Origin of the sequence: Rhodopseudomonas sp. B29, assembly GCF_000333455.1 — a bacterium.
In the GTDB taxonomy this organism is placed as follows: Bacteria; Pseudomonadota; Alphaproteobacteria; order Rhizobiales; family Xanthobacteraceae; genus Rhodopseudomonas.
This window is the reverse complement of record NZ_BADD01000593.1, coordinates 1-24,204: the sequence shown is the minus strand read 5'-3', so window position 1 is coordinate 24,204 and position 24,204 is coordinate 1. Positions and strand designations below refer to the sequence as shown.

At 64.9% G+C, this 24,204-nt stretch carries 21 protein-coding genes and 2 pseudogenes; 8 read left to right on the top strand and 15 right to left on the bottom strand.

All coding sequences use genetic code 11. The features are described from left to right. Positions 1-389: pseudogene (locus I5M_RS32870) on the top strand (hypothetical protein); the annotation flags it as partial. Between the two features lie 21 nt (positions 390-410). On the opposite strand, the gene I5M_RS21295 reads toward I5M_RS32870, so the two are convergent. The 4 genes from I5M_RS21295 to I5M_RS21270 form a co-directional block, all read right to left on the bottom strand. After that, positions 411-1,085 carry a pyridoxamine 5'-phosphate oxidase family protein gene (locus I5M_RS21295; RefSeq protein WP_022723253.1) on the bottom strand — a complete coding sequence of 225 codons (675 nt, stop codon included), beginning with the start codon at positions 1,083-1,085 and terminating at the stop codon, positions 411-413. 856 nt (positions 1,086-1,941) lie between these two features. Further along, a complete protein-coding gene (locus I5M_RS21285; protein WP_022723251.1) occupies positions 1,942-2,142 on the bottom strand; it encodes a hypothetical protein in 201 nt (66 codons plus the stop codon). A 40-nt stretch (positions 2,143-2,182) separates the two neighbouring features. Next, positions 2,183-3,769, bottom strand: a complete 1,587-nt coding sequence (locus tag I5M_RS21280) for a DHA2 family efflux MFS transporter permease subunit (RefSeq protein ID WP_022723250.1) — start codon at positions 3,767-3,769, stop codon at positions 2,183-2,185. 144 nt (positions 3,770-3,913) lie between these two features. After that, positions 3,914-5,179, bottom strand: a complete 1,266-nt coding sequence (locus I5M_RS21270) for an HlyD family secretion protein (RefSeq protein ID WP_031337271.1) — start codon at positions 5,177-5,179, stop codon at positions 3,914-3,916. A gap of 197 nt (positions 5,180-5,376) precedes the next feature. On the opposite strand from I5M_RS21270, the gene I5M_RS21265 reads away from it, so the two are divergent. Then, a complete protein-coding gene (locus I5M_RS21265; RefSeq protein WP_031337270.1) occupies positions 5,377-6,009 on the top strand; it encodes a TetR/AcrR family transcriptional regulator in 633 nt (210 codons plus the stop codon). Here the strand turns inward: I5M_RS21265 and I5M_RS21260 are convergent. From I5M_RS21260 to I5M_RS21245, 4 genes and pseudogenes are all read right to left on the bottom strand, one after another. Next, entirely contained in the window at positions 5,987-6,679 is a 693-nt protein-coding gene (locus I5M_RS21260) for a TetR/AcrR family transcriptional regulator (RefSeq protein ID WP_022723246.1), read from the bottom strand. The genes I5M_RS21265 and I5M_RS21260 overlap by 23 nt on opposite strands. A 40-nt stretch (positions 6,680-6,719) precedes the next feature. Next, the gene (locus I5M_RS21255; RefSeq protein ID WP_022723245.1) at positions 6,720-7,922 is read right to left on the bottom strand and encodes an ABC transporter substrate-binding protein; all 1,203 of its coding nucleotides are present in this window, start codon (positions 7,920-7,922) and stop codon (positions 6,720-6,722) included. A gap of 156 nt (positions 7,923-8,078) precedes the next feature. Continuing rightward, positions 8,079-9,333, bottom strand: a pseudogene (locus I5M_RS30315) (extensin family protein). A 308-nt stretch (positions 9,334-9,641) separates the two neighbouring features. After that, positions 9,642-11,603 (bottom strand): methyl-accepting chemotaxis protein, encoded by a 1,962-nt coding sequence (locus tag I5M_RS21245; protein WP_022723244.1) that lies wholly within the window; start codon positions 11,601-11,603, stop codon positions 9,642-9,644. A 179-nt stretch (positions 11,604-11,782) separates the two neighbouring features. Here I5M_RS21245 and I5M_RS21240 point away from each other — a divergent pair, with 179 nt between their 5' ends. Then, positions 11,783-12,019 carry a hypothetical protein gene (locus I5M_RS21240; protein ID WP_022723243.1) on the top strand — a complete coding sequence of 79 codons (237 nt, stop codon included), beginning with the start codon at positions 11,783-11,785 and terminating at the stop codon, positions 12,017-12,019. A gap of 59 nt (positions 12,020-12,078) precedes the next feature. After that, positions 12,079-12,711 carry an HAD-IA family hydrolase gene (locus tag I5M_RS21235; RefSeq protein WP_022723242.1) on the top strand — a complete coding sequence of 211 codons (633 nt, stop codon included), beginning with the start codon at positions 12,079-12,081 and terminating at the stop codon, positions 12,709-12,711. On the opposite strand, the gene arsB is transcribed toward I5M_RS21235, so the two are convergent. The 4 genes from arsB to I5M_RS21215 all read right to left on the bottom strand — a co-directional run bounded on the left by arsB (position 12,708) and on the right by I5M_RS21215 (position 15,358). Next, positions 12,708-13,757: an ACR3 family arsenite efflux transporter gene (gene arsB, locus I5M_RS21230; protein WP_022723241.1), complete on the bottom strand. Its 1,050-nt coding sequence runs from the start codon at positions 13,755-13,757 to the stop codon at positions 12,708-12,710. The two genes, I5M_RS21235 and arsB, sit on opposite strands and share 4 nt — an antisense overlap. A 299-nt stretch (positions 13,758-14,056) precedes the next feature. Then, positions 14,057-14,482 (bottom strand): arsenate reductase (glutaredoxin), encoded by a 426-nt coding sequence (arsC, locus tag I5M_RS21225; RefSeq protein WP_031337269.1) that lies wholly within the window; start codon positions 14,480-14,482, stop codon positions 14,057-14,059. After that, positions 14,482-15,009 (bottom strand): arsenate reductase ArsC, encoded by a 528-nt coding sequence (locus I5M_RS21220; protein ID WP_022723239.1) that lies wholly within the window; start codon positions 15,007-15,009, stop codon positions 14,482-14,484. Before I5M_RS21220 ends, arsC begins: the two co-directional genes overlap by 1 nt. Beyond that, positions 15,002-15,358, bottom strand: a complete 357-nt coding sequence (locus tag I5M_RS21215) for a helix-turn-helix transcriptional regulator (RefSeq protein ID WP_022723238.1) — start codon at positions 15,356-15,358, stop codon at positions 15,002-15,004. The genes I5M_RS21220 and I5M_RS21215 overlap by 8 nt, the downstream gene beginning before the upstream one ends. A 113-nt stretch (positions 15,359-15,471) precedes the next feature. On the opposite strand from I5M_RS21215, the gene I5M_RS21210 reads away from it, so the two are divergent. Further along, positions 15,472-15,789: a helix-turn-helix transcriptional regulator gene (locus I5M_RS21210; protein ID WP_031337268.1), complete on the top strand. Its 318-nt coding sequence runs from the start codon at positions 15,472-15,474 to the stop codon at positions 15,787-15,789. 79 nt (positions 15,790-15,868) lie between these two features. Beyond that, the gene (locus I5M_RS21205) at positions 15,869-16,720 is read left to right on the top strand and encodes an arsenite methyltransferase (protein WP_022723236.1); all 852 of its coding nucleotides are present in this window, start codon (positions 15,869-15,871) and stop codon (positions 16,718-16,720) included. Between the two features lie 44 nt (positions 16,721-16,764). Here the strand turns inward: I5M_RS21205 and I5M_RS21200 are convergent, their stop codons facing one another. From I5M_RS21200 to I5M_RS31020, 3 genes are all read right to left on the bottom strand, one after another. Then, the gene (locus tag I5M_RS21200) at positions 16,765-16,968 is read right to left on the bottom strand and encodes a DUF3606 domain-containing protein (protein WP_031337267.1); all 204 of its coding nucleotides are present in this window, start codon (positions 16,966-16,968) and stop codon (positions 16,765-16,767) included. 203 nt (positions 16,969-17,171) lie between these two features. After that, positions 17,172-18,620 carry a tryptophanase gene (locus I5M_RS21195; RefSeq protein WP_022723234.1) on the bottom strand — a complete coding sequence of 483 codons (1,449 nt, stop codon included), beginning with the start codon at positions 18,618-18,620 and terminating at the stop codon, positions 17,172-17,174. 158 nt (positions 18,621-18,778) lie between these two features. Continuing rightward, the gene (locus I5M_RS31020; RefSeq protein WP_022723233.1) at positions 18,779-21,421 is read right to left on the bottom strand and encodes an aminotransferase class I/II-fold pyridoxal phosphate-dependent enzyme; all 2,643 of its coding nucleotides are present in this window, start codon (positions 21,419-21,421) and stop codon (positions 18,779-18,781) included. A gap of 373 nt (positions 21,422-21,794) precedes the next feature. On the opposite strand from I5M_RS31020, the gene urtA reads away from it, so the two are divergent. Beyond that, on the top strand, positions 21,795-23,081 hold the full coding sequence (gene urtA / locus I5M_RS21185) for an urea ABC transporter substrate-binding protein (protein WP_022723232.1): 1,287 nt from the start codon (positions 21,795-21,797) through the stop codon (positions 23,079-23,081). A gap of 292 nt (positions 23,082-23,373) precedes the next feature. Beyond that, positions 23,374-24,093, top strand: a complete 720-nt coding sequence (locus I5M_RS21180) for a L,D-transpeptidase (RefSeq protein ID WP_022723231.1) — start codon at positions 23,374-23,376, stop codon at positions 24,091-24,093. The last annotated feature ends 111 nt before the right edge of the window (positions 24,094-24,204 follow it).

Genomic DNA, 24,204 nt, shown 5'->3' with positions numbered 1-24,204 from the left:
GGAGCAATGGTGCTCGCCGAATTCTGCACCGCGGCCTGTATGCGGCACATATCCGCCGCATGCGCCGGCTGTATGCGGAACGACAGGCGGCGATGCTAAAAATGCTCGCCGAGTCGCTGTCCTACGCGCCACCCGAATTTGAATGCGTCAGCGGCATGCACTTCGTGCTGCCGTTCCGGGACGGCGTCGACGACACCGCGGTCGCGCGCCAGCTGTGGGAGAACCGCATCGTCAGCCGCCCGCTGTCGATGTACTACGGCGGACGCCAGTCCCGGTCGGGACTGTTGCTCGGATTCGCCGCGTTCCGCCCTGAAGACATCCTGTCGGCCGGCAAGTATCTGATCGGCCTCGACGACCTGATCCGCCCTCCGGCGCGCGATCCATCATGATCGGCATCACCGGACGCGACCTCACGTCGTGTAGCGGAAATTCTTCACGAAGGCCGGCATCTCGATGCCCTCACGCAGCTTCGGATCCGGCACGGGCGGCAGTTGGACGGTTCGCAGCGCGATCGAACCGGCCCACAGATTCGTGGCGAGATCGTCCGGCTCCTCGTCCGGCAGACCGTCATTGACCTTGGCCGACACCTCGTCGAGCTTCATCCGGATCACCTTGGTGGCTTTCCATTCCTGCTCGGTCGGCTTGCGCGCATAGTCCCACAGGCCCGGCGCAAGGCGATCGACGAAGACCTCCAAGGCCTTGCGCTTGACCTCCTCGTCACACAGCTCGGCCTTGCCGAACGCCATGACCGAGCGGAACTGGACATTGTGATTGAAGGCGGCGCGCGAGAACACGATGCCGTCCAGGTGAGTCACGGTGAAGCAAACCGGAATGCCGGTCTGCTGGGCCTTCAGCATGCGGCTCGCCGACGAACCGTGCCAATACACGTAGTCGTCGATTCGCCAATGATTGGTGGGCGTCACGTAGGGTTCGGAGTCGATCACATAGCCGACCTGGCAGACGATGCCGGCGTCGATAATCGCATCGATCGTCGCGCGGTCGTATTTGCCGAGCCAGTGATATCGCTTCAGCCGCGTGCGCTCGGTCGCCGGTTCTGCGATCGTCGGTGCGTCAACGGTGGTCATCTCGGCCGAACTCCAATTCCATCAAGCGAAGCATCCCTCTTTCTATCGAGTCGCCCGCCATCGGCTCGGAGCCATTCTGTGAAAGATCGAGGGACCAATTCGATTGTCGTAGACGAGGGCGCGCAAAGATCCGCCATCTCATCGACGCCCATTCTTGCGCTGCAGAAATTTACCTGCTCAAATACAGACACTGCGTCGCTCGAATATGTCAGCCCGCGGGTCGGTTATCTATTACCAGGAAGCCGCGACGATCGGACCGAAGCACGCTGTGCCGGTCTCCTACGCCCAACGCCTGCAAGATTGTGTCTTCAGTCGTGCCACCGCAGATCCGCGCCCGGCAATCCGCCGGAGCATTGAAAATGCGCCCGGTCATGACGAACGACGAAATGAACCATCACATCCACGAACCCGGCGTCTTCGTCGACGAGTTCACCCACTGCTTCACCGGCGAATGCCGCGTCAACGTGTTGCAGATCCTTTTNCAGATGACGTCTTCGAAGCGAGATCAATAGCCAAGCGATGATAGGCCCGGCAATCGCAACTGCAGACGTCAAATAAGCGTTAGCGAAGTACGTGTCGCCAAGCTCGCTTCGTATCGCAGGCCCGACGTCTGCGTCATGCCACTCGAGAAGCTGCGCCCCAACGTAAAGCGCTGATAGCGGAAAAAGCAAAATCGCATACCAGGCCGTTTGGAAGCCAGCAAGATTGCACCAGCGGTAATAACGACGGGAATAAACCAGAGTTGAATGACTGTAGGTTCTTTGTCGCTAACCTCAGCCCAGGCAGGCGATGAGGAAACGTTAGAAATGCTGCGAACGGAAGCCTCACCTTGGAAGCAAGAGGAAGCTCGCGCATGCTAGTCTCTAAGATAAGCCTGCTTGATCCGTTCGATCTGCTCTTCGGCAGAGAGCCGCAGGCGATCAGCTTCCCTCGCCCGCCGGCGCATCGGCTCTGAAAGCTCGATACCCTCGACTGCACTAATCTCTTCAAAAAGCTCCGCCCCGAGCACAAAAGCTCGCTCGCTCGGAGGATTTTGATCGTGAGGATCCGATGCCATAAAGGATCCTACCACGAGGGGAGCCGAGCGTCACTCGCGCTTAGTGTCCCCCGCCCCCAGCCGCCGCCATCGGGTTGGCCGGCTTGGCGAGCAAAAACACCATCGTCGACAGCCCAATATAAAAGACCGTCAGCAGCACGAAGCAATCGCCGAAGCTCATGGTCACCGCTTGGCGATGGACGATCAGGTTGAACTGCTTCAACGCCATCATCGAGGCGTCGCCGAGGCCCTGGAAGCGTTGGGTCAGCATGGTGAGGAAGTCGACCGCCTGGGCGTTGCCCCAGGTCACCTTGTCGTGCAGCCGCGAGATGTGGAAGTCGGTGCGGTTGTCGAGGATGGTGTTGATCAGCGCCAGGCCGAGCGCGCCGCCGAGATTGCGGGTCAGGTTGAACAGGCCCGACGCATTCTTGACGCGCTGCGGCGGCAGCGTGCCGAGCGCGATGTTGTTGGTCGGCACCATCGCCATCATCATGCCGACGCCGCGGAAGATCTGCGGCCACAATAGCTCGTAAAAATCGTAGTCGCGCGTGATCCAGGTCATCTGCCAGGTGCCACCGGCGAATAGCAGCAGCCCGATCGCGATCAGGATGCGCATGTCGACGACGGCCATCAGCCGGCCGACCAGCGGTGCGGACATGAACATCGCGATGCCGGAGACGAACATCGTCTCGCCGATCATCAGCGCGCTGTAGCCGCGCACTTCGGCGAGGTAGCGCGGATAGATGTAGGTCAGGCCGTAGAGCCCGATGCCGACGCAGAACTGGAACATGCAGCCGATCGCGAAATTGCGATTGGAAAAGGCGCGCAGATCGACGATCGGCTCGCGCGCCTGGAACGCGCGCCAGAAGAACGCGATCGCCGACACCACGCAGACGACGGCGAAGATCAGGATCGACTCGTCGTTGAACCAGTCGTTGCGCGGCCCCTCTTCCAGCACGTATTCGAGCGAGCCGAGGAAGCCGGCCATGAAGCCCAGCCCCCACCAGTCGAAGTGATCGAGCAGTTCGTAATGCGGCTCGTCGAAATCGACCAGCGCCAGCACGCCGATGGTGATGCCGATGCCGGGCACGACGTTGATGAAGAACAGCCAGTGCCACGACATCAGGTCGGTGATGTAGCCGCCGACCGTCGGGCCGATCGTCGGCGCCAGCGTGGCGACGAGGCCGATGATCGGGCCGACCAGATTGAACTTAGAGCGCGGAAACACCGTGTAGGCCGAGGCGAACACGGTTGGGATCATGCCGGCGCCGAGGAAGCCCTGGATGGCGCGCCACAGGATCATCTGCTCGATCGACGAGGTGAAGCCGCACATCAGGCTGGCGAGCGTGAAGCCGGCCGCCGAGATCGCGAACAGATTGCGCGTGCCGAGCGCGCGCGACAGGAAGCCGGACAGCGGGATCGCGATCACTTCGGCGATCAGATACGCGGTCTGCACCCAGGAGACTTCGGAGGATGAGGCCGACAGGCCGGCCTGGATTTCGGAGAGAGATGCCGAGACGATCTGGATGTCCAGGATCGACATGAACATCCCGAACACCATGATCAGGAACGCGAACAGCCGGCTCGCCGGCACATGTTCGGAGGGTGCGTCCGGCACCGCGCCTGTCACTGTGGTCGTTGCCGACATCGGCCGATCCTTGAAGCCATTGTTACTTCGTCATGGCCGGGCTCGTCCCGGCCATCCACGTCTTGGCTGCGGCTTCTTTAGCGTCGTGGATGCCCGGCACGAGGCCGGGCATGACGGAGAAGAAGCCCTGCAACTAATCGGCGCTTACTTCGCGTCGCTACGCGTATCGACCTTGACGTAGACCGACATGCCGGCTCGCAGCAGGTTTTCGCGGGCGACGTCGGCGGGGACGCGGATGCGGACCGGGACGCGCTGCACGATCTTGGTGAAGTTGCCGGTGGCGTTGTCGGGCGGCAGCAGCGTGAACACCTGGCCGGCGGCCGGTGCCAGGCTGTCGACCGTGCCCTCGATCTTGCGGCTGGAGAACGCGTCGACCGAGATGTCGACCTTCTGGCCCGGCTTCAGGCGGCGCAGCTGCGTCTCCTTGAAGTTGGCGTCGATATAGACGCCATCGAGCGGCACGATATTGGCGAGGCGCTGGCCGGCGTTGATGTAGTCGCCGGTGTTGACCAGACGATTGGAGAACACGCCGGTGACCGGCGCGCGCACCTGGGTGAAGTCGAGATCGCGCTGCGCCTTGGCGAGCGCGCTCTGCAGCTCGACGAGCTGGGCGCGGGCTTCGTTCTGCTGCGCCTTGGTCACTTCGACATTGTCACGCGAAGCGTCATAGGCTGCCTTGGCGGCGTTGACCGAGGCGACGCTCTGGTCGCGGCTGGCCTGCGAGGTCTCGAATACGGCGCGCGAGGCGAAGCCCTTGGTCGAGAGCGCCTGCTGGCGATCGAAATCGAGATCCGCGCGCTTGGCGGCGGCTTCGGCGGAGGCGAGCTGCGCCTGCGCCTGCTCCACCGCGCTCTGCTGCGCGGCGATCTGGCGGCCGATGCGGGTGATGGTGGCTTCCTGGGTGGCGATCTTGGCCTTGGCCGAGTCGACCGCGATCTTGTAGTCGCCGTCGTCGATGCGGAACACGACGTCGCCCTGCTTCACCTCGGTGTTGTCGGCCGGCAGGATCGCAGCGATGTGGCCGGAGACGCGGGCGCCGAGCGTGGTGTTGTTGGCGCGCACATAGGCGTCGTCGGTGCCGACCATGAAGCGGCCGACCAGCATGTAGTCGATGCCGAAGTAAGCACCGGCCGCCAGTGCCAGCACGCCGACACCGAGCAGCACGATGCGCTTCTTGCCCGGCTTCTTCGCCGCCGGCGCAAGCCGCTCGGCAGGGGCGACCGGCTCGTCGTCGATCTCGGGCTCGGCCAACTTCAGCGTCGAGGGATCTTCGAGCAGCGAACGCACCGCCTCGGCCTGGTTTGGCACGGCATGTGGCGCCGCCGCCTTGCCCGGCGCGTGAGCAGTCTCGGTGGCCGCAGCATCGGGCTCGGGGCGCAGCACACGGGCAGCCTGGTCGCGTCCGGACATCGAATTCTCCTGCACCCTTCGCGCTCGGCCATTCGCACGCGAACTTCCCGCTCCGGGGTCTTCTTCCTCCGGAACGGTGAAGAACTACCATTGACCGAACGGTTCGGTCAAGGTACATGATTTAGGCAGACATGCTGACCCAGCAGTCATTGCTCCCGGGTTGCCGGGGTGGCTGCAAACCAGGACATGCTGAAGCGATGGTTACTCGCGGCTCTGCGGCGCCCGTGCCGAACGTGGAAGAGGACAGCGCCAAGCGGCGCCAGATCCTCGATGGCGCCCGCGCGGTGTTCCTGGAGCTCGGCTTCGACGGCGCCAGCATGGGCGAGATTGCCCGCGCCGCCGGCGTGTCGAAAGGTACGCTCTACGTCTACTTCACCGACAAGAACTCGCTGTTCTGCGCCATCGTCGAACAGGAGAGCCTGGCCCAGGGCATGGCGTCGTTCGACTTTTCACCGGAGCGCGACGTCGAAACCACCCTGCGCGACTTCGGCCATGCCTATATCGGGCTGATCTGCACGCCGCTCGGGGCTTCGACGATCCGCACCGTGATGGCGATCGCCGAGCGCATGCCCGACGTGGGGCGGCGCTACTACGAGCGCGTCGTCGCCCACACCATCGCCCGCTTCGGGCGCTATCTTCAGATCCAGGTCGACGCCGGCACGCTGGTGATCGAGGATTGCGAACTCGCCGCCGCACAGTTCATGCAGACTTGTCAGGCGTCGCTGTTTCTGCCGTTCGTGTTTCAGGCCACCGAACCGCCCTCCCCCGAGCGCATCGCATCCGTCGTCGCCAGCGCGACACGCATGTTCATCGCCGCCTATCGCCCTTGAGGCGACGAGGCTTCGCTTTGGTCTTGATCCAGGATTCCGCCAGCGAAAACGCGAAGCGGATCTGGCGCTGGGCGCGGGCATCGTCTTGCGAGAAGATGCGATGCACCGCGGCGCCGCGCACGACGGCCAGTAGCGCACCGCGCATCGTGTCGATCTCGCGCGCGCTGAGCGGATAGTCGGCCAGCAGCGCGCGCCAGTATTTGTTGCGCATTTTGGTGATCTGCTGCATCAGCCGCTCGATCTGGCTACGCAGCCTGTCATCGCTGCGCGAGCCCATCCAGATTTCGATGAGCGCGAAGTAGTCCGGGCCGCCATAGACCTGCCAATAGCGGTCGGCGATGGCGCCGATGCGCTGATCCAGCGTGTCGCCGGCGGAGATTTCGGCTTCGATCTCGCCGACCAGTTCCTGTGAGACGTAGCTCACTACGGCCAGGTACAGATCCTGAATCGTGCCGAAATGGTGCTGCAGCGCGCCCCTCGTCACCTTGGCGCGCGTCGCGATGGCGTTGGCGGTAGCGCCCGCATAGCCGCGCTCGCTCACCGTATCGATCGCGGCACGGATCAGCGCCGCGCGCGTCGCCTCGCTGCGATCGGCCTGCCGCCGCCGCGGCTTGGCGGCAGCGCTGCGAGGCGCCGCCGCCGCGCGTTCAGGGCCGGGCTTGCTCTTCATCCTGGCACCCTCGTTGCGGCGACACCCATAATGCCGACGATTACTTCACCAGTGGACAGCCGCCTTCGTTGAGCGGACGAAATGCCTGATCGGCCGGAATCGTCGCCACCAGATTATACAGGTCCCATTCCGACTTCGACTCGCTCGGCTTCTTGGCCTGGAACAGATACATGTCGCGCATCACCCGGCCGTCGATCCGCAGCTTGCCGTTGTGGGTCATGAAGTCATTGATCGGCATCTCGCGCATCTTGGCCATCACCTGATCGGCATCGCGCGTGCCGGCCGCCTTCACCGCCTTCAGATAATGCATCACGCCGCTATACGCGCCGGCCTGGGTCATGCTCGGCATGCGGTGCATCTTGTCGTAGAACCGCTTCGACCAGGCGCGCGTCGCGTCGTCGAGATCCCAATAGAACGCCTCGGTCAGCATCAGCCCCTGCGCGTCCTTCAGGCCGAGGCTGTGGATGTCGCTGATGAAGCCGATCAGCGCCACCATCTGCATGTCGCGCTGCAGGCCGAACTCGATCGACTGCTTGACCGCGTTAGTCATGTCGGTGCCGCCATTGGCGAGGCCGAGCACCTTGGCCTTGGAGGCCTGCGCCTGCAGCAGGAACGAGGAAAAGTCGCTGGTGCCGAGCGGATGTCGCACCTGCCCGAGCACTTTGCCGCCATTGGCGGTCACGACTTTTGCCGTATCCTGCTCCAGCGTCTTGCCGAACACGTAGTCGGCGGTGAGGAAGAACCAGTCCTTGCCGCCGCGCTGGACGATGGTCCGCCCGGTTCCGCTGGACATCGCATAGGTGTCCCAGGTCCAGTGCGCCGTGTAGGCGTTGCAGGCCTTGCCGGTGATGTCGGAGCTGCCGGCGCTGGTGACCAGCGCGATCTTCTTCTTGTCCTTGGCGAGTTGCATCACCGCCAGCGCCATGCCGGACGACGGAATGTCGGTGATCACGTCGACACCGGAATCGTACCAGTTGCGCGCGATGTTGGTGGCGATGTCGGGCTTGTTCTGGCCGTCGGCTGAAACGACTTCGATCGGTTTGCCGAGCACGCTCCCGCCGAAATCAGCTATGGCCATCTTGACGGCTTCGACCGATCCCTCGCCCCCGATGTCGGCATAGACGCCGCTCATGTCGGCCAATACGCCGATCTTGATCGGCCCGTCTTCGGCTTTCACCGCGGCCGACAATGCAAACACCGCCACGGCAGCCGCAGCTGCGCCGACGAGAGACGCCCGTCCCATCGCAATCCTCCCCTGTTGAATGCCCGGATTAGGTCCGGGTCAGGCGGCAAGCATACATACATTCCAAGATGAATGTAAGTTGCGGAGCGGATCGCCGCTGGCGTGGTTTGATCGCGAGATGCGGCCGGCTTCCTTCACACGGAAAAACAGGCGAGACTAATCGTCGTCAGTCTCTTCGCGGTCGGCCGCCTTGGTCTTGCCACGCCCGCCGAGCGCGCCGGTGACGCCGCTCCAGCTGCTGCCGCCTGGGCTGGTCGCATACGGACTGTTGCGCTGGGCGCGCGCGGCGACTTCTTCGCCCGAGACGGCCGCCGGCTTGCAGATGATCGGCCGCGAACGGCGGCGCATCAGATCGACGTGGATGTGATTGTAGTGATAGATGTTGGCACCCGGCGCCAGCACCGTGTTGAAGATCTGGCAGGCGCCGCCCTGCACGTCGCGCAGAAAGCCCTGCTCTTCCGGCAGTCCCTTCCAGCCTTTCTGCACCGAGATGTAGCGGCCGTCGCCGAGCGTGAAGCCGGCAACGTCGAGCGCGTTGCCGAACGCGTGCTCGGAAATATGCGCGTTGGGATTGCCGTTCATGCCGCGGCACGAATAGGCCGAGATCTGCTTGATCTCGACCACGCGCTGACCGAACCAATGCTGCGCGGCCGGCTGCACGACCTCGGCCAGCCAGCGATCGAGCGCGGAGACGATCGGGCACGCCAGCGTCGCGACCGGCTTGATCGCGACCGGACCGACGGAGCCGGTGACGTTGCCGGCGGGTCCCGGCCCGAGCCGCGGCAACGGCCGCTCGGCCTCTTCGGGCGTACGCTGCGGCACCGGCGAGTAGTTGTTCTGCTCCGGGTAGCGCACATTCTCGGCCGGCGGCCGCTCCGCCGGTAGCGAACCTTCTGGCGGCAGATTGATATCGGCCTGCGCCGGCACGACGTCGGGCGCGTTCAGCGGCACCGGGCCGTTGCCATAGGCCGGCCGTGTCGCCTGATAGGTCTGCGGCGGAGCACCGAAACCGTTCGACGGCTGAGCGCCATAACCGCCAGATCGTGAAGGCTGATAAGGCTGCTGTGAAGGTGAGGTGTAGCGCGGCTGGTTGCCCGGCCACGGCGGCTGGCCGCGCCCGCCGCCGACATCGCCCGGCGGCCGCAGATCGTCGGCGTAACCGAACGCGCCGCCCTCGCCGAGCGCTGCGACCTTCAGCGGAAATTCGGCGCCGCAAACGCCGGGGCCGGAAATCGGATCGATCCGCACCAGATCCGGGCTCTCCTTCACCACGCCCGATTTTCAGGCAGGCGATCTCGGCCTCGGCTCGCCACGGTTCACGCTCGGCAGTCTGGAACAGACCGCGCCCGCAACCCGCAAGCGATACAAGGACGAAGGAGCCGACGAGATACAAACGAACTCCACGCGTCATGCGCGCACAGTTGCTCAATCTGATTAAAGAGAATTGAACGGTATCGCGTTAGCTGCGGTTAACCATAAGGGCGCCGCGAGCACGACCTGCTCCTTCTCCCCGCCCGCGGGGAGAAGGGTGGGATGAGGGGGCGTCTCCGCGCGGCAGAGCGCCGGGGTTCATAGGCGGCATTCAATTAACTATCAAATAACTACACGAAACGCTCGGCCTCGCGGAGGCGCCCCCTCACCCGGATTGCTGCGCAATCCGACCTCTCCCCGCACGCGGGGAGAGGTCGCGCCGTGCCCGACAACGGCTTTCGGCCGCCCTTACGCCGCCCGCACTTCGCGCAGGAAGGCTTCGACCTGGGTCTTCAGCACTTCGCCGCTCTTCGACAGTTCGGCGGCGGCGTCGACCACCTGGCCGGCGGCGACGCCGGTCTCGCGCGCAGCTTCGTTGACGCCGATGATGTTGGACGACACTTCGGTGGTCGAGCGCGCGGCTTCGGCGACGTTGTGGGCGATCTCGCGCGTGGCGGAGCCCTGCTGACGCACCGCGGCGGCGATCGCCGTGGCGATCTCGTTGATGCGGCCGACGATGTCGGTGATGCCCGAGATCGCATTGACCGACGACTGCGTCGCCTGCTGGATCGAGTTGATCTGGGTGGTGATCTCGTCCGTCGCCTTGGAGGTCTGCTCGGCCAGCGCCTTGACCTCGGCGGCCACCACAGCGAAGCCGCGGCCGGCCTCGCCGGCGCGCGCCGCCTCGATGGTGGCGTTGAGCGCCAGAAGGTTGGTCTGCGAAGCGATGTCGCTGATCAGCGTCACCACTTCGCCGATCTTGTTGGCGGCCTCGGCCAGGCCCTTCACTTCATTATTCGTGCGGCTCGCCTGCCCGGCGGCTTCGCTCGCCACCTGAGCCGACTGATCGACATGCTTGCCGATTTCGCCGATCGAGGCGTCGAGTTCCTCGACCGCCGCAGCGACGGCCTGAGCGTTCGACGTCGCCTGCGACGAGGCTGCCGTCGCCGCCACCAGCCGGCGTTCGGATTCACGCGATGTGCCGACCATCGAGTCTGCCGTGCCACGCAGCTCGGTGGCGGCCGAGCCGACGAGTTGCACCACGCCGCCGACGCTGGACTCGAACCGCGCGGCAAGCTCGTGCATCGCCTGGCGTCGTTCGGCCTCGTGGGACGTGCGCTGTTCGTCCTGCGCGGCGCGGAGCCGCTCGGTCTCGATCAGGCCTTCCTTGAAGACTTCGACCGCCTTGGCCATCGAGCCGATCTCGTCCTTGCGGCCCTTGCCGGGTACCTCGATGTCATGGCGTCCGCCGCTGATGGCCCGCATCGCGCTCTCCAGCGCCTGCACCGGCTTGGCCATGCTGCGGCCGAGCCACATCGCGATGCCGCCGGCAATCAGCACGGCACACAGCGTGGCGAGCCCCAGCATCTGCAGCGAACTCCGCGCCAGCGACGCGTAGGCGGAAGCGTCACGCACGATCTGGATCACCGCCACCGGCTCGCCGGAGAAGCGCTTGAGCTGGCCGAAGGTGGTGGCAATGGCCCGGCCACCGGCGTCGCCCTGCTGGATCACCAGCTCGCCGCCCATGGCGCGGCGAACGACCGCGGCGTCGGCGTCGGCGTCGGTGCCGCCGAGCGTCGAGGCGATCACTTTGACCTTGTCACCATCGGGCTGAAGAATCGCGACGTCGACGCCGAACCGCGCCTTCATCCGCTCCACGAAATTCTTGCCGAACGGCGTGCCCACATCGATGACGCCGATGGTCTTGCCGTCGACGATCATCGGAGTCGAGGCAAACACGCTGAGATTGTTGAGACCGGGCTCGATGCCGGCGAACGGCTTGCCGCTCTCCAGCGCCTGCACCACCATGGCGCGGCGCTTGGTGACGTCGTCGCCGAACGCCTTGGGATTATGGACCCGAGCGAACGCCACGCCGGGCGGCATCATCACGGTGATAGCCTCGATGCCGCGGGCGACATTCTTCTCGCGGCCCTCGGTCATCATCTTGATCAGACCCTCTCGGTCGCCGGCGACCGCTGCGTCCTTGATCGGCTTCAGCGACGACAGTGCGTCGCTGACCGCCAGCGTGGCACGGGTTTCGGCCTCCAGGGCTCCGACCAGATTGGCGTAGTCGGCGTGGAGTTCCCGATCGAGTGCCACCTCGATCGTGGCCTGCTGCCGCCAGACGCTGAAGCCTGCCAGCATCGCGCATGACCCGATCGCGACAAGTGTGATCGCCACAATGATCCGCCCGGAAATCGAATTCAGCATTTCTCGCCCTTTGCCCTAGCCCTCTTGCTGTTCAAAACTAGACGCAACCAGACAAAAAGCAGTTAACGCGTAGCTTCGTGAACTGCAGGTTGTACCCCAGCGACGCCTGGTAACCTTGAGCGGTTAGGTTAAGGGGCGATCGGCGTTGACCCTCTCGCTGCTGATGGTCAACTGCGGCCATGACCAAGGACGACGACTACGAACTGGATAATTCAGGAAACCGGGTGCTGATCGGTCTGTCGGCGGCCGAAACCGCCGAATTCTTCCGGCTCGACGAGATCATCACGAAAAGCGGCCCGCCGCCGATCGACGCCGGAGAATGGGTCCGCGCCGAGGACCGCCGCTGGCTCGAGCTCTACGAGAAGCACGAATCCGCCCGCCGGCCGTTCCTGAAAAGCAGCAAGACCATGCATTGAGGGCGACCGTCGCCCGTGCTAGCGCTCCGCCCAATGAATTTCAGGGAGGATAGCGGCGCATGGTCGAGGCGGTGATCTGGGATTTTGGCGGGGTGCTGACGACCTCGCCGTTCGAGGCCTTTGCGCGGTTCGAGCAAGAGCGCGGCCTGCCGGTCGACATCATCCGCCGTACCAACGCCGAAAATCACTTCGAGAACGCCTGGGCCAAATTCGAGCGGGCGGAAATTGACATCGATACTTTCGACGAAATGTTCGCCGCCGAATCCCGCGCGCTCGGCGCCGAGGTCCGCGGCAAGGATGTGCTGCCGCTGCTGTTCGGCGACCTGCGCCCCGAGATGGTCGAGGCGCTGCGCGTCATCAAGCGCCAGCACAAGACCGGCTGCATCACCAACAATCTGCCCGCCAACGCCATCGGCTCGACGGCCGGCCGCACGCTGTACGTCGCCGAAGTGATGGCGCTGTTCGACCACGTCATCGAATCCGCCAAGATCGGCCTGCGCAAGCCCGACCCGCGGATTTATCGGATGATGACCGACAAGCTCGGCGTCGATCCGAAGCGCTGCGTCTATCTCGACGACCTTGGCGTCAATCTGAAGCCGGCCCGCGACATGGGCATGACCACCATCAAAGTGCTGAACGGTGCCCAGGCGATCGCCGAACTGGAGACGGCGACCGGGCTTAAGCTGCGCTAAACCGTCGGCTTCGCTTCGACCGAAGCGCTGGCTTCGTACCAGCGCTTGGAGCGATTGACGATCGCCACCACCGTCAGCATCACCGGCACTTCGATCAGCACACCGACGACGGTGGCGAGCGCGGCGCCGGAGTTGAAGCCGAACAGGCTGATGGCGGCGGCGACCGCGAGTTCGAAGAAGTTGCTGGCGCCGATCAGTGCCGAGGGACCGGCGACGCAGTGCTGTTCGCCGGCGAGCCGGTTCAGCAGATAGGCCAGACCGGCGTTGAAATACACCTGGATCAGGATCGGCACCGCGAGCAGCGCGATCACCAGCGGCTGAGCGATGATCTGCTCGCCCTGAAAGCCGAACAGCAGCACCAGCGTCGCCAGCAGCGCGACCAGCGACAGCGGCTGGAAAATGCCGAGCAACCGCGCCAACCCAGCCTGCCCGCTCGTCGCTAGTACGCGCCGGCGGAGCAACTGCGCGATGATCACCGGCACGACGATGTACAGCACCACCGACAGCACCAGCGTATCCCACGGCACGGTGATGGCCGACAGGCCGAGCAACAGGCCGACGATCGGCGCGAAGGCGAACACCATGATGGTGTCGTTGAGCGCCACTTGGCTCAGCGTGAAATGCGGCTCGCCCTTGGTCAGGTTCGACCACACGAACACCATAGCGGTGCAAGGCGCCGCGGCCAGGATGATCAGCCCGGCGATGTAGGAGTTGATCTGGTCGGCCGGCAGATACGGCCTGAACAGAGTGCCGACGAACAGCCAGGCCAGCGCCGCCATCGAGAACGGCTTCACCGCCCAGTTGATGAACAGCGTCACGCCGATGCCGCGCCAATGCTCGCGCACCTGCGCGAGCGCGGCGAAATCGATCTTCACCAGCATCGGAATGATCATCAGCCAGATCAGCGCCGCGACCGGAATATTGACGCGCGCAATCTCCGCCGCCCCGATGGCGTGAAATACATCCGGCATGACATGCCCGAGCGCGATGCCGACGACGATGCACAGCGCGACCCAGAGGGTGAGATAGCGTTCGAAGGTAGACATCAAAACTCTCCCGACCGACCTGTTGACCGCTCCGCGCAGTCACACTAACAACCGTCATCCCCGCGAAAGCGGGGACCCAGTATCCCAGAGCGCCAGTGTTCAGCCGCATGCGTCGCTGCGCTAATCCAGCAGCTCTCTGGAATACTGGGTCGCCCGGTCAAGCCGGGCGATGACGTGATACAAAGTTGCGTCGCCTTGCTCTCATCTTCGTCACTGCGAGGAGCGAAGCGACGAAGTAATCCAGCTCGGTGCACGGAGCCTGGATTGCTTCGCTTCGCTCGCAATGACGGAGCAAAGCATCACACCATCGCCACTCGCCGGCCGCTGGCATCGATTACTTGCTCACCATCTTCCTTTGAAAACGCGCCCTGCTGCGGCGGCAGCAGATCGAGCACTAATTCAGACGGCCGGCACAGCCGCACGCCTTTCGGCGTCACCACCAGCGGCCGCTGGATCAAGATCGGATGGGCGATCATCGCATCGAGCAGCGCATCGTCGCTGAGTGACGGGTCGTCCAGCTTCAGCTCCGCATAGGGCGTGCCCTTCTCGCGCAGCGCCTGCCGCGGGGTCAGGCCGGCGCGGGTGATCAGTTGCGCCAGCAGCGCACGGCTCGGCGGGCACTTCTGATAATCGATGACGTGCGGCTCCACGCCGGCATTGCGGATCATGGCGAGCGTATTGCGCGAGGTGCCGCAGGCGGGGTTGTGATAGATGACGACGTCCATCATGCCACCTCTGGCCGAGGGAAGCTGACGCCGGCGAGCAAACCGATTTCCTTCAATCTCGCGCCGAGCGCGACGCCGTCGAGCATCTTGATCGGCAGTGCGGTGAAGGCGCCGATCCGGTTTTTCATGAAGCGAAACGCCTGCACGAAGGCGCGCTCCTTGTCGAGATCGCTGCCTTCGACCGCCGCCGGATCATCGATCCCCCAATGCGCCGTCATCGGCTGGCCAGGCCACACTGGGCAGGCTTCGCCGGCAGCGCTGTCGCAGACGGTGAACACGAAATCCATCACCGGCGCATCCGGCTCGGCGAATTCCTGCCAGCTCTTCGACCGTAGTCCGTCGATCGGATAGTCGCTGTCGGCGAGCACCTTGAGGGCGAGCGGATTGACGACCCCCTTGGGCTGACTGCCGGCGGAGAAAGCCTTGAACCGCCCGGCGCCATCCTTGCGCAGGATGCTCTCGGCGAGGATCGATCGGGCTGTGTTTCCAGTGCAGAGAAACAACACGTTGAAGATGCGGTCAGACATCGGCGGGCTCCTTGGGACCACAACACGGCTGCAGATCGGCGATCAGCGGCGTGCACAGCTCGGGCCGGCCGCCGCAACAATCCTTGATCAGAAACAGCGCGACCTGCTGAAACCGCGCGAGGTCCGCGCGATACACGATCGAGCGGCTATGCCGCCGCGACCGGATCAGTCCGGCGCGGGCCAGGATGGCCAGATGCGACGACATCGTGTTCTGAGGCACCGCCAACGCGTCGGCGATCGCCCCGGCCGGCAGCCCGTCCGGCTCGTGCGCCGCCAGCAGCCGGAATGCCTCCAGCCGGGTCGATTGCGCCAGGGCACCGAGCGCCATGATTGCGTTCTCTGATTCCATATATCTAGACTTATCGATATGATTGACGAAGTCAAGCCGACAGGCGCTCCATATTTCGATCATCCTAGAAATATCGTTTGACCAGCGAAGGATTCGGTCGCAGCATCGTCGCCATGAAGATCGACGACGCCGCCGGCCAATTCGAAGCGCTGGGCAATCCCACCCGGCTGAAGATCTACCGGGCTCTGGTGCGCGCCGGCGAGGCCGGCACGCCGGTCGGCCGGCTGCAGGAGCGCCTCAAGATCGCCCCGTCGACGCTGTCACACCATCTCAAGACGCTGGTTTCGGCCGGGTTGATTCGCCAGGTCCGCGACGCAACCACGCTGAACTGCCATGCCAACTACGACGCAATGCGCGGCCTGATGGACTTCATGGTGGCGGAATGCTGCGCCGACGCCGTCGAGCTCAAGGACACCAAGTCCGCTGCCTGATTTCATCAGGCATACTTATTCGATATTTCTAGCTTAATCGAACTAATAGGCCTGCCCGACCACCCCAGAGGAGACCGCGATGTCCACCACCGACCTGTCCGACGTGAAGTCCGTCGTCCGCGAGAAATACGCCAGTGCCGCGCTCAAGGTGAGCGGCGGCGGCAGTTCGTGCTGCGGCTCGGCGGCGCTTCCAGGCGCCAGCCCGATCACCAGCAATCTCTACGACGACGCGCAGGCGAGCGGCCTGCCCGCCGAAGCGATGCTCGCCTCGCTCGGATGCGGCAATCCGACCGCGCTGGCGCAGCTCGCGCCCGACGAGATCGTGCTCGATCTCGGCTCCGGCGGCGGCATCGACGTGCTGCTGTCGGCGCGCCGCGTCGGCCCGGCCGGCAAGGCCTACGGCCTCGACATGACCGACGAGATGCTGGCGCTCGCACGCGACAACCAGCGCAAGGCCGGCGTCGACAATGTCGAATTCCTCAAGGGCGAGATCGAGGCCATCCCCCTCCCCGACAATTCGGTCGACGTGATCATTTCCAACTGCGTGATCAACCTGTCGGGCGACAAGGACCGAGTTCTGCGCGAGGCGTTTCGCGTGCTGAAACCGGGCGGCCGCTTCGCGGTGTCGGACGTGGTCACGCGCGGCGACATTCCGGAAGCGCTGCGCCGCGACGTCCTGCTATGGGTCGGCTGCCTCGCCGGCGCGCTCGATGAGAACGATTATGTGGTCAAGCTGACTACTGCCGGCTTCGAGAACGTCTCGATCCAGCCGACCCGCGTCTACGACATCGAGGATGCTCGCGAATTCCTCACCGGCAAGGGCATCGACGTCGACGCACTCGCACCGCAGATGCAGGACAAATTCTTCAGCGGCTTCGTGCGCGCGACGAAGCCTGCATCTTGCTGTAGCTCCGATCGCTGCGCGAGCTAGCCGCCGAAACGGTGCGCCGGCCGACTGCCGGCGCGCCGTTGCAATCAGCGCTTCTTCGCCAGCTTCTTCTCGACCCTCTTGCGGGCGTTGCCGACTTTCTTGACGGCCTTCTTCACCGCCGGTGCCGAGCGGCCGGTCTTCTTGGCCTCGTATTTCACTTCGTAGTCCTGCCCGCCGGCGACACGGGCCCGGTCCTGCTTGCGTCCGCGCGCGGTCGTGGTTTTCTTCGTCGCTTTCTTTGCGGCCATCATGTCCTCCTGATGTTGCCGATCAAGCAACGCAGCAAGGAATCCGATGTTCCGAAAATCGCAGCGATGCGGCGGAACGAATCATTTCGCCACAGACGCAGTTCGTAGGGCGGATGAGCGAAGCGTCATCCGCCATCACGGACGACCTGACGGAGTCAGCTCGGCGGATGGCGCGCTTCGCGCTTATCCGCCCTACATTGCCCTTACAAACTATCGCCGAAGTCCTCGCGGAATTTGGCGACGAGGTGGTTCTGCCAGTCCGACACCGGCTTGAGCAGCCCGTAGAAGAATCGCAGCACTTCCGGCTCCTCGACGAAGGTCAGCCCACCGATCAGCTGGCGGTTGGCGTAGAGCCAGGCGATGCGGTCGACGGCGTATTTGACCTGCGACAGGGTGAACACGCGGCGCGGCAGCGCCAGGCGGACCAGCTCCATGTTGGCGAAGATCTCGGTGCCGTCGGGCTCGCGCTGTTCGGACAGCGTGCCGCGCTCCATGCCGCGGATGCCGGAGGCGATGTACAGCGCGCTCGCCAGCGCGCCGGCCGGATATTGCGACTGCGGGATGTGATCGACGAATCGCTTGGCGTCGATGTGGCAGCCGAGACCGCCGGCCGGCGTGATCACCGGCACGCCGCGCTCCTGCAGCTGTTCGACCATGAAGCCGATGAACATCGGCCCCTGGTTGATCATCTCCTCGTCCATGGTCTCTTCGAGGCCGACGGCGAGCGCTTCCATCTCGCGCACCGACATGCCGCCATAGGTGAGAAAGCCTTCGTAAAGCGGCACCAGCGGCCGCATCTTCTCGTACAGCGCACGGTCGCGGATGCAGATGCCGCCGCCGCGGGCGCAGCCGAGCTTGCGCGCTGAGAAATAGATGATGTCGCACAGATCCGCGGTGCGGCGGGTGATTTCACGGATCGACAGGCTCTTGCAGTGATCCTCGCGGGTCTTGTTGAAGTAGAGATTGTCGGCCAGCAGGCTGGCGTCGAGCACCAGCGGGATGCCGTGCTCCTTGCAGACATTGCTGACGTCGGCGAGATTCTGCAGCGAGAACGGCTGGCCGCCGATCAGATTGGTGCCGCTCTCCATGCGCACGAAGGCGATGTTGTGGGCGCCGCGATTGTCGATCACCGCCTTGAGCTTGGCGATGTCCATGTTACCCTTGAACGGATTGGAGCTGATAACTTCCAGCCCAGCGTCGCTCACCAGCTCCTCCACCGTGCCGCCTTGCAGCGTGATATGCGCCTTGGTGGTGGTGAAGTGATAGTTCATCGGCACGATCTTGCCGGGCGAGACGAACACCTTGGCGAGGATGTGCTCGCAGGCGCGGCCCTGATGCGTCGGCAGGAAGTAATGCATGCCGAAGATCTCGCGCAGCTTGGTCTCCAGCCGGGTGTAGGTCGCGCTGCCGGCATAGCTGTCGTCGGCGACCAACATCGCCGCCTGCTGGCGGTCGCTCATGGCGTTGACGCCGCTATCGGTCAGCATGTCGAGGAAGACGTCGTCGTTCTTCAAGAGGAAGGTGTTGTTGCCGGCCTCGGTAATTTTCTCCAGGCGGCGCTCGACCGGCGGCAGGCTGAGCTTCTGCACGATCCGCACCTTGTGCATCTCGAGCGGCACCGTCTCGTTGCCGAAGAACTTCACTGTCGCCATTGCCGGATACTCCCCGCTCGCCCGCACCACGCGGCGGCCTTGGCTTACCGAGGCGCCTGAATTTGCGAATTGCGCGCGATCAAACCGCCGCTGCAGAGGCCGGCCGGCCGCGACTTTGGGCGAATGCGGGAGCAGCCTCCTCGCCGGGTACGAGGGCGCTAACCGGCGTCACGCCGGGCGGAGTTGCGCAGCGGCGGCTCGACATAGGGCCGGAACGTCGTCTTCTCGGTGCCGCAATCGGGACAGCGCCACGACACATCGATATCGGCGAATGGCGTTCCGGGTGCGAGGCCCTGCTCCGGCAATCCGGCCGACGGCTCGTAGATGAAGTAACAGCCGCCGCAGATAAATCGCTGCGGACCAGGCTTGTTCACCGCCGCCCCGAGCAGCGCCGACGCGGCGATGCGAACGCCGGCCGGCTGCGGCGTCGCGACGGCATCGCCGGCAGCGACGCGGCCACAGTCGCGCGCCACTAGGTACACGCCGAGTTCCTTGTGCCCGAACGCGGCGCGCAGCGAGCCGGGCAAATCGAGGTCGCGCCGTCCGGTCTGCGGATTGACGTTGGTGGCGCCGCAGCGGCCGTTGCGGCGATCGACCCGGAACGTCACCTCGCCGATGCGGATGTCGCTGCCGACCCAGTCGAACTCCTCCCAGGGCGGCGCGTCGTCGATGTAGAAATTGGCGCGAAACCGCAGCGGATCGATGTTGACACCCCATTGCTGCTCGAGGCTGCGCAGCGTCGCGAGGTTGATCAGCGACATCACGTTGTCGGGCTTGTCCATGAAGTGACCGCCGGCCGAGCGCACCAGCGTCGGCGGGCTGCGGAACGACGGCACCAATTGCCAGAACAGATCCTCGACCTTGGCGCGTTCGACGTCGTCGGACAGATCGGCGACCAGCAGCGTTTGGTTGTCCTGGCTGATCGTCAGCTTGCCGGTCTCGACGTCGAGCACGGTCCGCACCCGCGCCAGCGCCTCCTCCAGCATCAGCATTACGAACAGGCCCTTCTTGCCCCACGCCGGACGGCTGAGATCGTAGGGCGCGCCGGGCCGCACCAGCGCGAACACCCGGTCGTGCGGCAGCGGCTGCTTGGGCGTGACATCGACGCGGCCGAGCGGCTGCGCGCTCAGTCCCTTGATCGGATAGCGGTAGATGGATTTCAGAACCGGCATGGATGGGTGACCCTGTCGTGCGACATTCGCCGGCGAGGTTGCACGACGCGGCGGCGAAAGCCGTAGAGCCGGTCGCTGCCGATCGCGTGAGGCCAGTTGCGGCCCGGGCGGCGGCGCGAACTGATCGGAGAAGAACGCCGCCATATCGGTGGCCGGATCGTCGATCGCGTCGTCGATCGCATCCGACAACCGCGCGATGCCTTTCTCGATCTGCTTGCGCGACAGCGGCGCGAAGCCGAGCATCACCGCGCGCGAAGCCAGCGGGTTCGGCCGATCGAACCGCACCTGCGCCGAGCGCAGCGCCGCGATGCCGATGCGCGCCCGCCGCGCTAGTGCCTCGACGCTGGAAGCGTCGGGAATACCCGGCGGCAGATGCCAGACCAGATGCAGCCCACCGATCTGACCATCGATCCGGACCTCGCCGAAATTGCGCTGCAGCGCTTCGACCAGCGCGTCGCGCTTGTCCTTGTAGTGGGCACGGACGCGCAGCAGATGCGCCGCATAGCTGCCGCTCTGCATGAAGTCGGCGAGCGTCGCCTGCTCGAGCCACGGATTGCCCGAGTTCAGCAACGCCTTTTCGCAGACAGCCGCCTCGGCGATCTGCGCCGGCATCACCGCATAGCCGAGCCGCAGCCCGGCTCCGAGCGAAGCGGAAAAGCTGCCGACATGAATCGTGCAGTCGGGTGCCAACGCCGCGAGCGGCGGAAGATGCGTGCCGTGAGTGCGGATATCGCCGTCGTAATCGTCCTCGATCAGATAGCAGCCGGTGCTCCGCGCCCAAGCGATGAGGTCGCGTCGGCGCGCCGCCGACAGCACCGCACCGGTCGGATATTGATGCGCCGGCGTCGTATACAGGAGCGACGCGGCGCGCTTGGGCAGATCGTCGACCACCACCCCTTCGGAGTCGACGGCGACGCTGGCCAATTCGGCACCGGCGGCTTCGAACGCCGCGGCTGCGGGCTGATAGCCGGGGTCTTCGATGAGCGCCAACGTACCGCGCGCAAGAAAAAGCCGCGCTGCAATGGTCAGCGCTTCGCGTAGTCCGGAGATGATCAGGATCCGGCCCGGATCGGCGACGATGCCGCGCGACGCAGCCAGGTGATTGGCGATAGCGGTACGCAGCGCCGGCAGCCCGGCGGTTTCGCCGGCGCCCGTCAAGCCTGCAGCGCCGCCATGGGTGAGATTGGCCTGCAGCAGCCGCCGCCATGTCTTCATCGGAAACTGATCGGGGTCCGGCCGCCCCGGCCGGAAATCGAACAGCAGCCGCTCGCGGCCCGGCGTCTCGGGCGGCCGCGGCCGGCGGTGCCGCAGCGGCAGTGGCATGCAGCTCGGCGGCGCTTCGTCCCGCCTCGGCGGCACCGGAGCTGCACCGCTCGCCTGCTCGGCGACATAGATGCCGGAAGCCGGCCGCGACTCCAGCAGCCCTTCCATCACCAGAAGGTCATAGGCGCGCACCACCGTGTTGCGCGAGATCGCCAGTTGCTCGGAGAGCTGACGCGACGATGGCAGGCGAAGGCCCGGAAGGAGCCGGCTGCAGCGGATCGCCTCGCGGATCTGATCGACGATCTGCGTCGTCAGCGTATCGGCCCGCGTCCGGTCGAGATGCACCGAGATCTGCAACGCCGCCATGAGATCCGCTTCCGCTGGTCCAGTACCACCACCGTCGTCAGTTCATCGTAAAATCCCGCCGTCGTCAGCCGGTTTGTCGTCGCCGCCGGACTGGTCCCGCGGCTTTCGCGACAACTGGACTCATCAGGCGGCGATAAACCGCGCCGCTGCCCAGCCGCGCAGCAAAAGCTGCCTGCCAACCGGCCGCGATCGGTGCATTCGCTGGGCAATGCGCCGCGCCGGGCGCCGCTCGCTCACCGCGACACGGCGCCATCGCATTTGCCGGCAGCGGCTCTCAGTGCAGCAAAACCGCCGTGCCAAGCTTCGGGTACTGACCGGGGCCCCGACGACACGCGGCAAAGCGGCCGGTCATCGAACCCGACGAGGAGACCTCATGCACGACCTACGACGACGCTGGCTCGGCGCCGCGACCGCGGTGCTCGCTTTGATCGGCCTCGGCGCCACGCCCGCCGCGGCCGAAGACACCATCAAGATCGGCGTCTTGCATTCGCTGTCCGGCACGATGGCGATCAGCGAGACCATCCTGAAGGATCTGATCCTGATGGAAGTCGCCGACATCAACGCCCATGGCGGCCTGCTCGGCAAGAAGATCGAGCCGGTCGTGGTCGATCCGGCGTCGAACTGGCCGCTGTTCGCCGAGAAGGCGCGCGAGCTTCTGGTCAAGGACAAGGTCGCCGCCGTGTTCGGCTGCTGGACCTCTGTGTCGCGCAAATCGGTGCTGCCGGTGTTCGAGGAGCTCAACGGGTTGCTGTTCTATCCGCTCGAATACGAGGGTGAGGAAGCGTCCTACAACATCTTCTACGGCTCGTCGGTGCCGGACAACAAGGCGGTGCCGGCCGTCAACTACCTGATGAGTAAGGACGGCGGCGAGGTGAAGCGGTTCGTGCTCGAAGGCACCGACTACGTCTATCCGCGCACCAGCAACAAGATCATCCGCGCCTTCCTCAGGACCAAGGGCGTCAAGGACGAGGACATCATGGAGAACTACACGCCGTTCGGCTTTGCCGACTGGCAGACCGAGGTCGCGGCGATCAAGAAGTTCGGCTCCGCGGGCAAGAAGACCGCGGTGATCTCGACGATCAACGGCGATGCCAACGTGCCGTTCTACAAGGAGCTCGGCAACCAGGGCGTCAAGGCCACCGAGATCCCCGTCATCGCCTTCTCGGTCGGCGAGGAAGAACTCGCCGGCGTCGACACCAAGCCGCTGGTCGGTCATCTGGCGGCGTGGAGCTACTTCCAGTCGGTCGATACGCCGGAGAACAAGGCTTTCATCGCCAAATGGCGCGCCTACACCAAGAACCCCAAGCGCGTCACCAACGACCCGATGGAGTCGGCCTACATCCTGTTCCACATGTGGGTGCAGGCCGTGCAACAGGCCGGCACCACCGACGTTGACGCGGTTCGCCAGGCGATGATCGGTCAGAAAGTGAAGTCGCCGTCCGGCTTCGAGGTGGTGATGGGGCCGAACCATCACATGGCCAAGCCGGTGATGATCGGCGAGATCCAGGCCGACGGTCAGTTCAGCATCGTCTACCAGAGCAAGGCGCTGCCGCCGAAGGCGTGGAGCCCCTATGTCGAAGCCAACAAGGGCAAGGTTGCCGACTGGTCGTGGCCGTGGGTGTGCGGCGGCTGCACCGCGCCGCGGTTCGCGGCGAACTGATCATCTGCTGGCGACCGCAGGACTTCGGCCACGGCGTCTCCCCGCCGTGGCCGGATGCGTTTGATCAGCAGACGATTGCCGCCCCGGCGCCAATCCGAACGGATCCGGTGACGTTCCCATAACCACGCCCGCGGGACGAAACATTTCCCCGGCCCGACGAAACCAATTTGGCGGTTCGACGAAAACCTCCGGAAACCGTTGCCGGGTTATCCCTCGCCCCAACGGACGCCGATAACGGCGTTCGGCAGGGAAAGCTGCAAAGCAGCACAGGCGCTCAAACAGGGGGCTCGCCATGTCGCGTATCAGGATCACCAGCCGCTCCGCCGCAATTGCGGCCGTCGCAATCGCCAGCATCGGCTTCGCCACCACCGCAAACGCAGCGCAGACTCTGCCGCTGCTGTTCTTCCCGTTCCTGCCGCCGGCGTCGGACACCCAACCCTTGGCCTACGCTCCGACGGAGCCGGCAGCGCCGCAGATTCAGGCCACGACCCGCGACGAGGACGACGGCGTCGCCGCCGAACTGCCGGCGCGGTTGAAGCGCCAGATCGTGGCGTACGACACCCGTGAGGCGCCCGGCACCATCGTGGTCGATACGCCCAATACTTACTTGTACTACGTGCTCGGCAACGGCCGCGCCATGCGCTACGGCATCGGCGTCGGCCGCGACGGCTTCACCTGGAGCGGCGTCAAGTCGATCACCAAGAAGGCCGAGTGGCCGGATTGGACTCCGCCCGCCGAAATGATCGCCCGCCAGCCTTACCTCCCGCGGCACATGGCCGGCGGCCCCGGCAATCCGCTCGGCGCCCGCGCCATGTATATCGGCGGTACCGTGTACCGCATCCACGGCACCAACGCCCCCGGCACGATCGGCACCCACGTGTCGTCCGGCTGCATCCGCCTGACCAATGAGGACGTCACCGACCTGTATTCGCGGGTCAGCGTCGGCGCCAAGGTGATCGTGCTGCCGGACAATCGCCGCGCCGCCGACGCCGGCAGCCGCAGGCGCGGCTAGCAAACAGACACAAAACTCCATTATCTCGAAGCGGCGCGGCCATCCCCGCGCCGCTTTTCGATTCGCATAGACTCCAACCGACGCATGCCCCGCTGGCGCAGAATTGGGCAG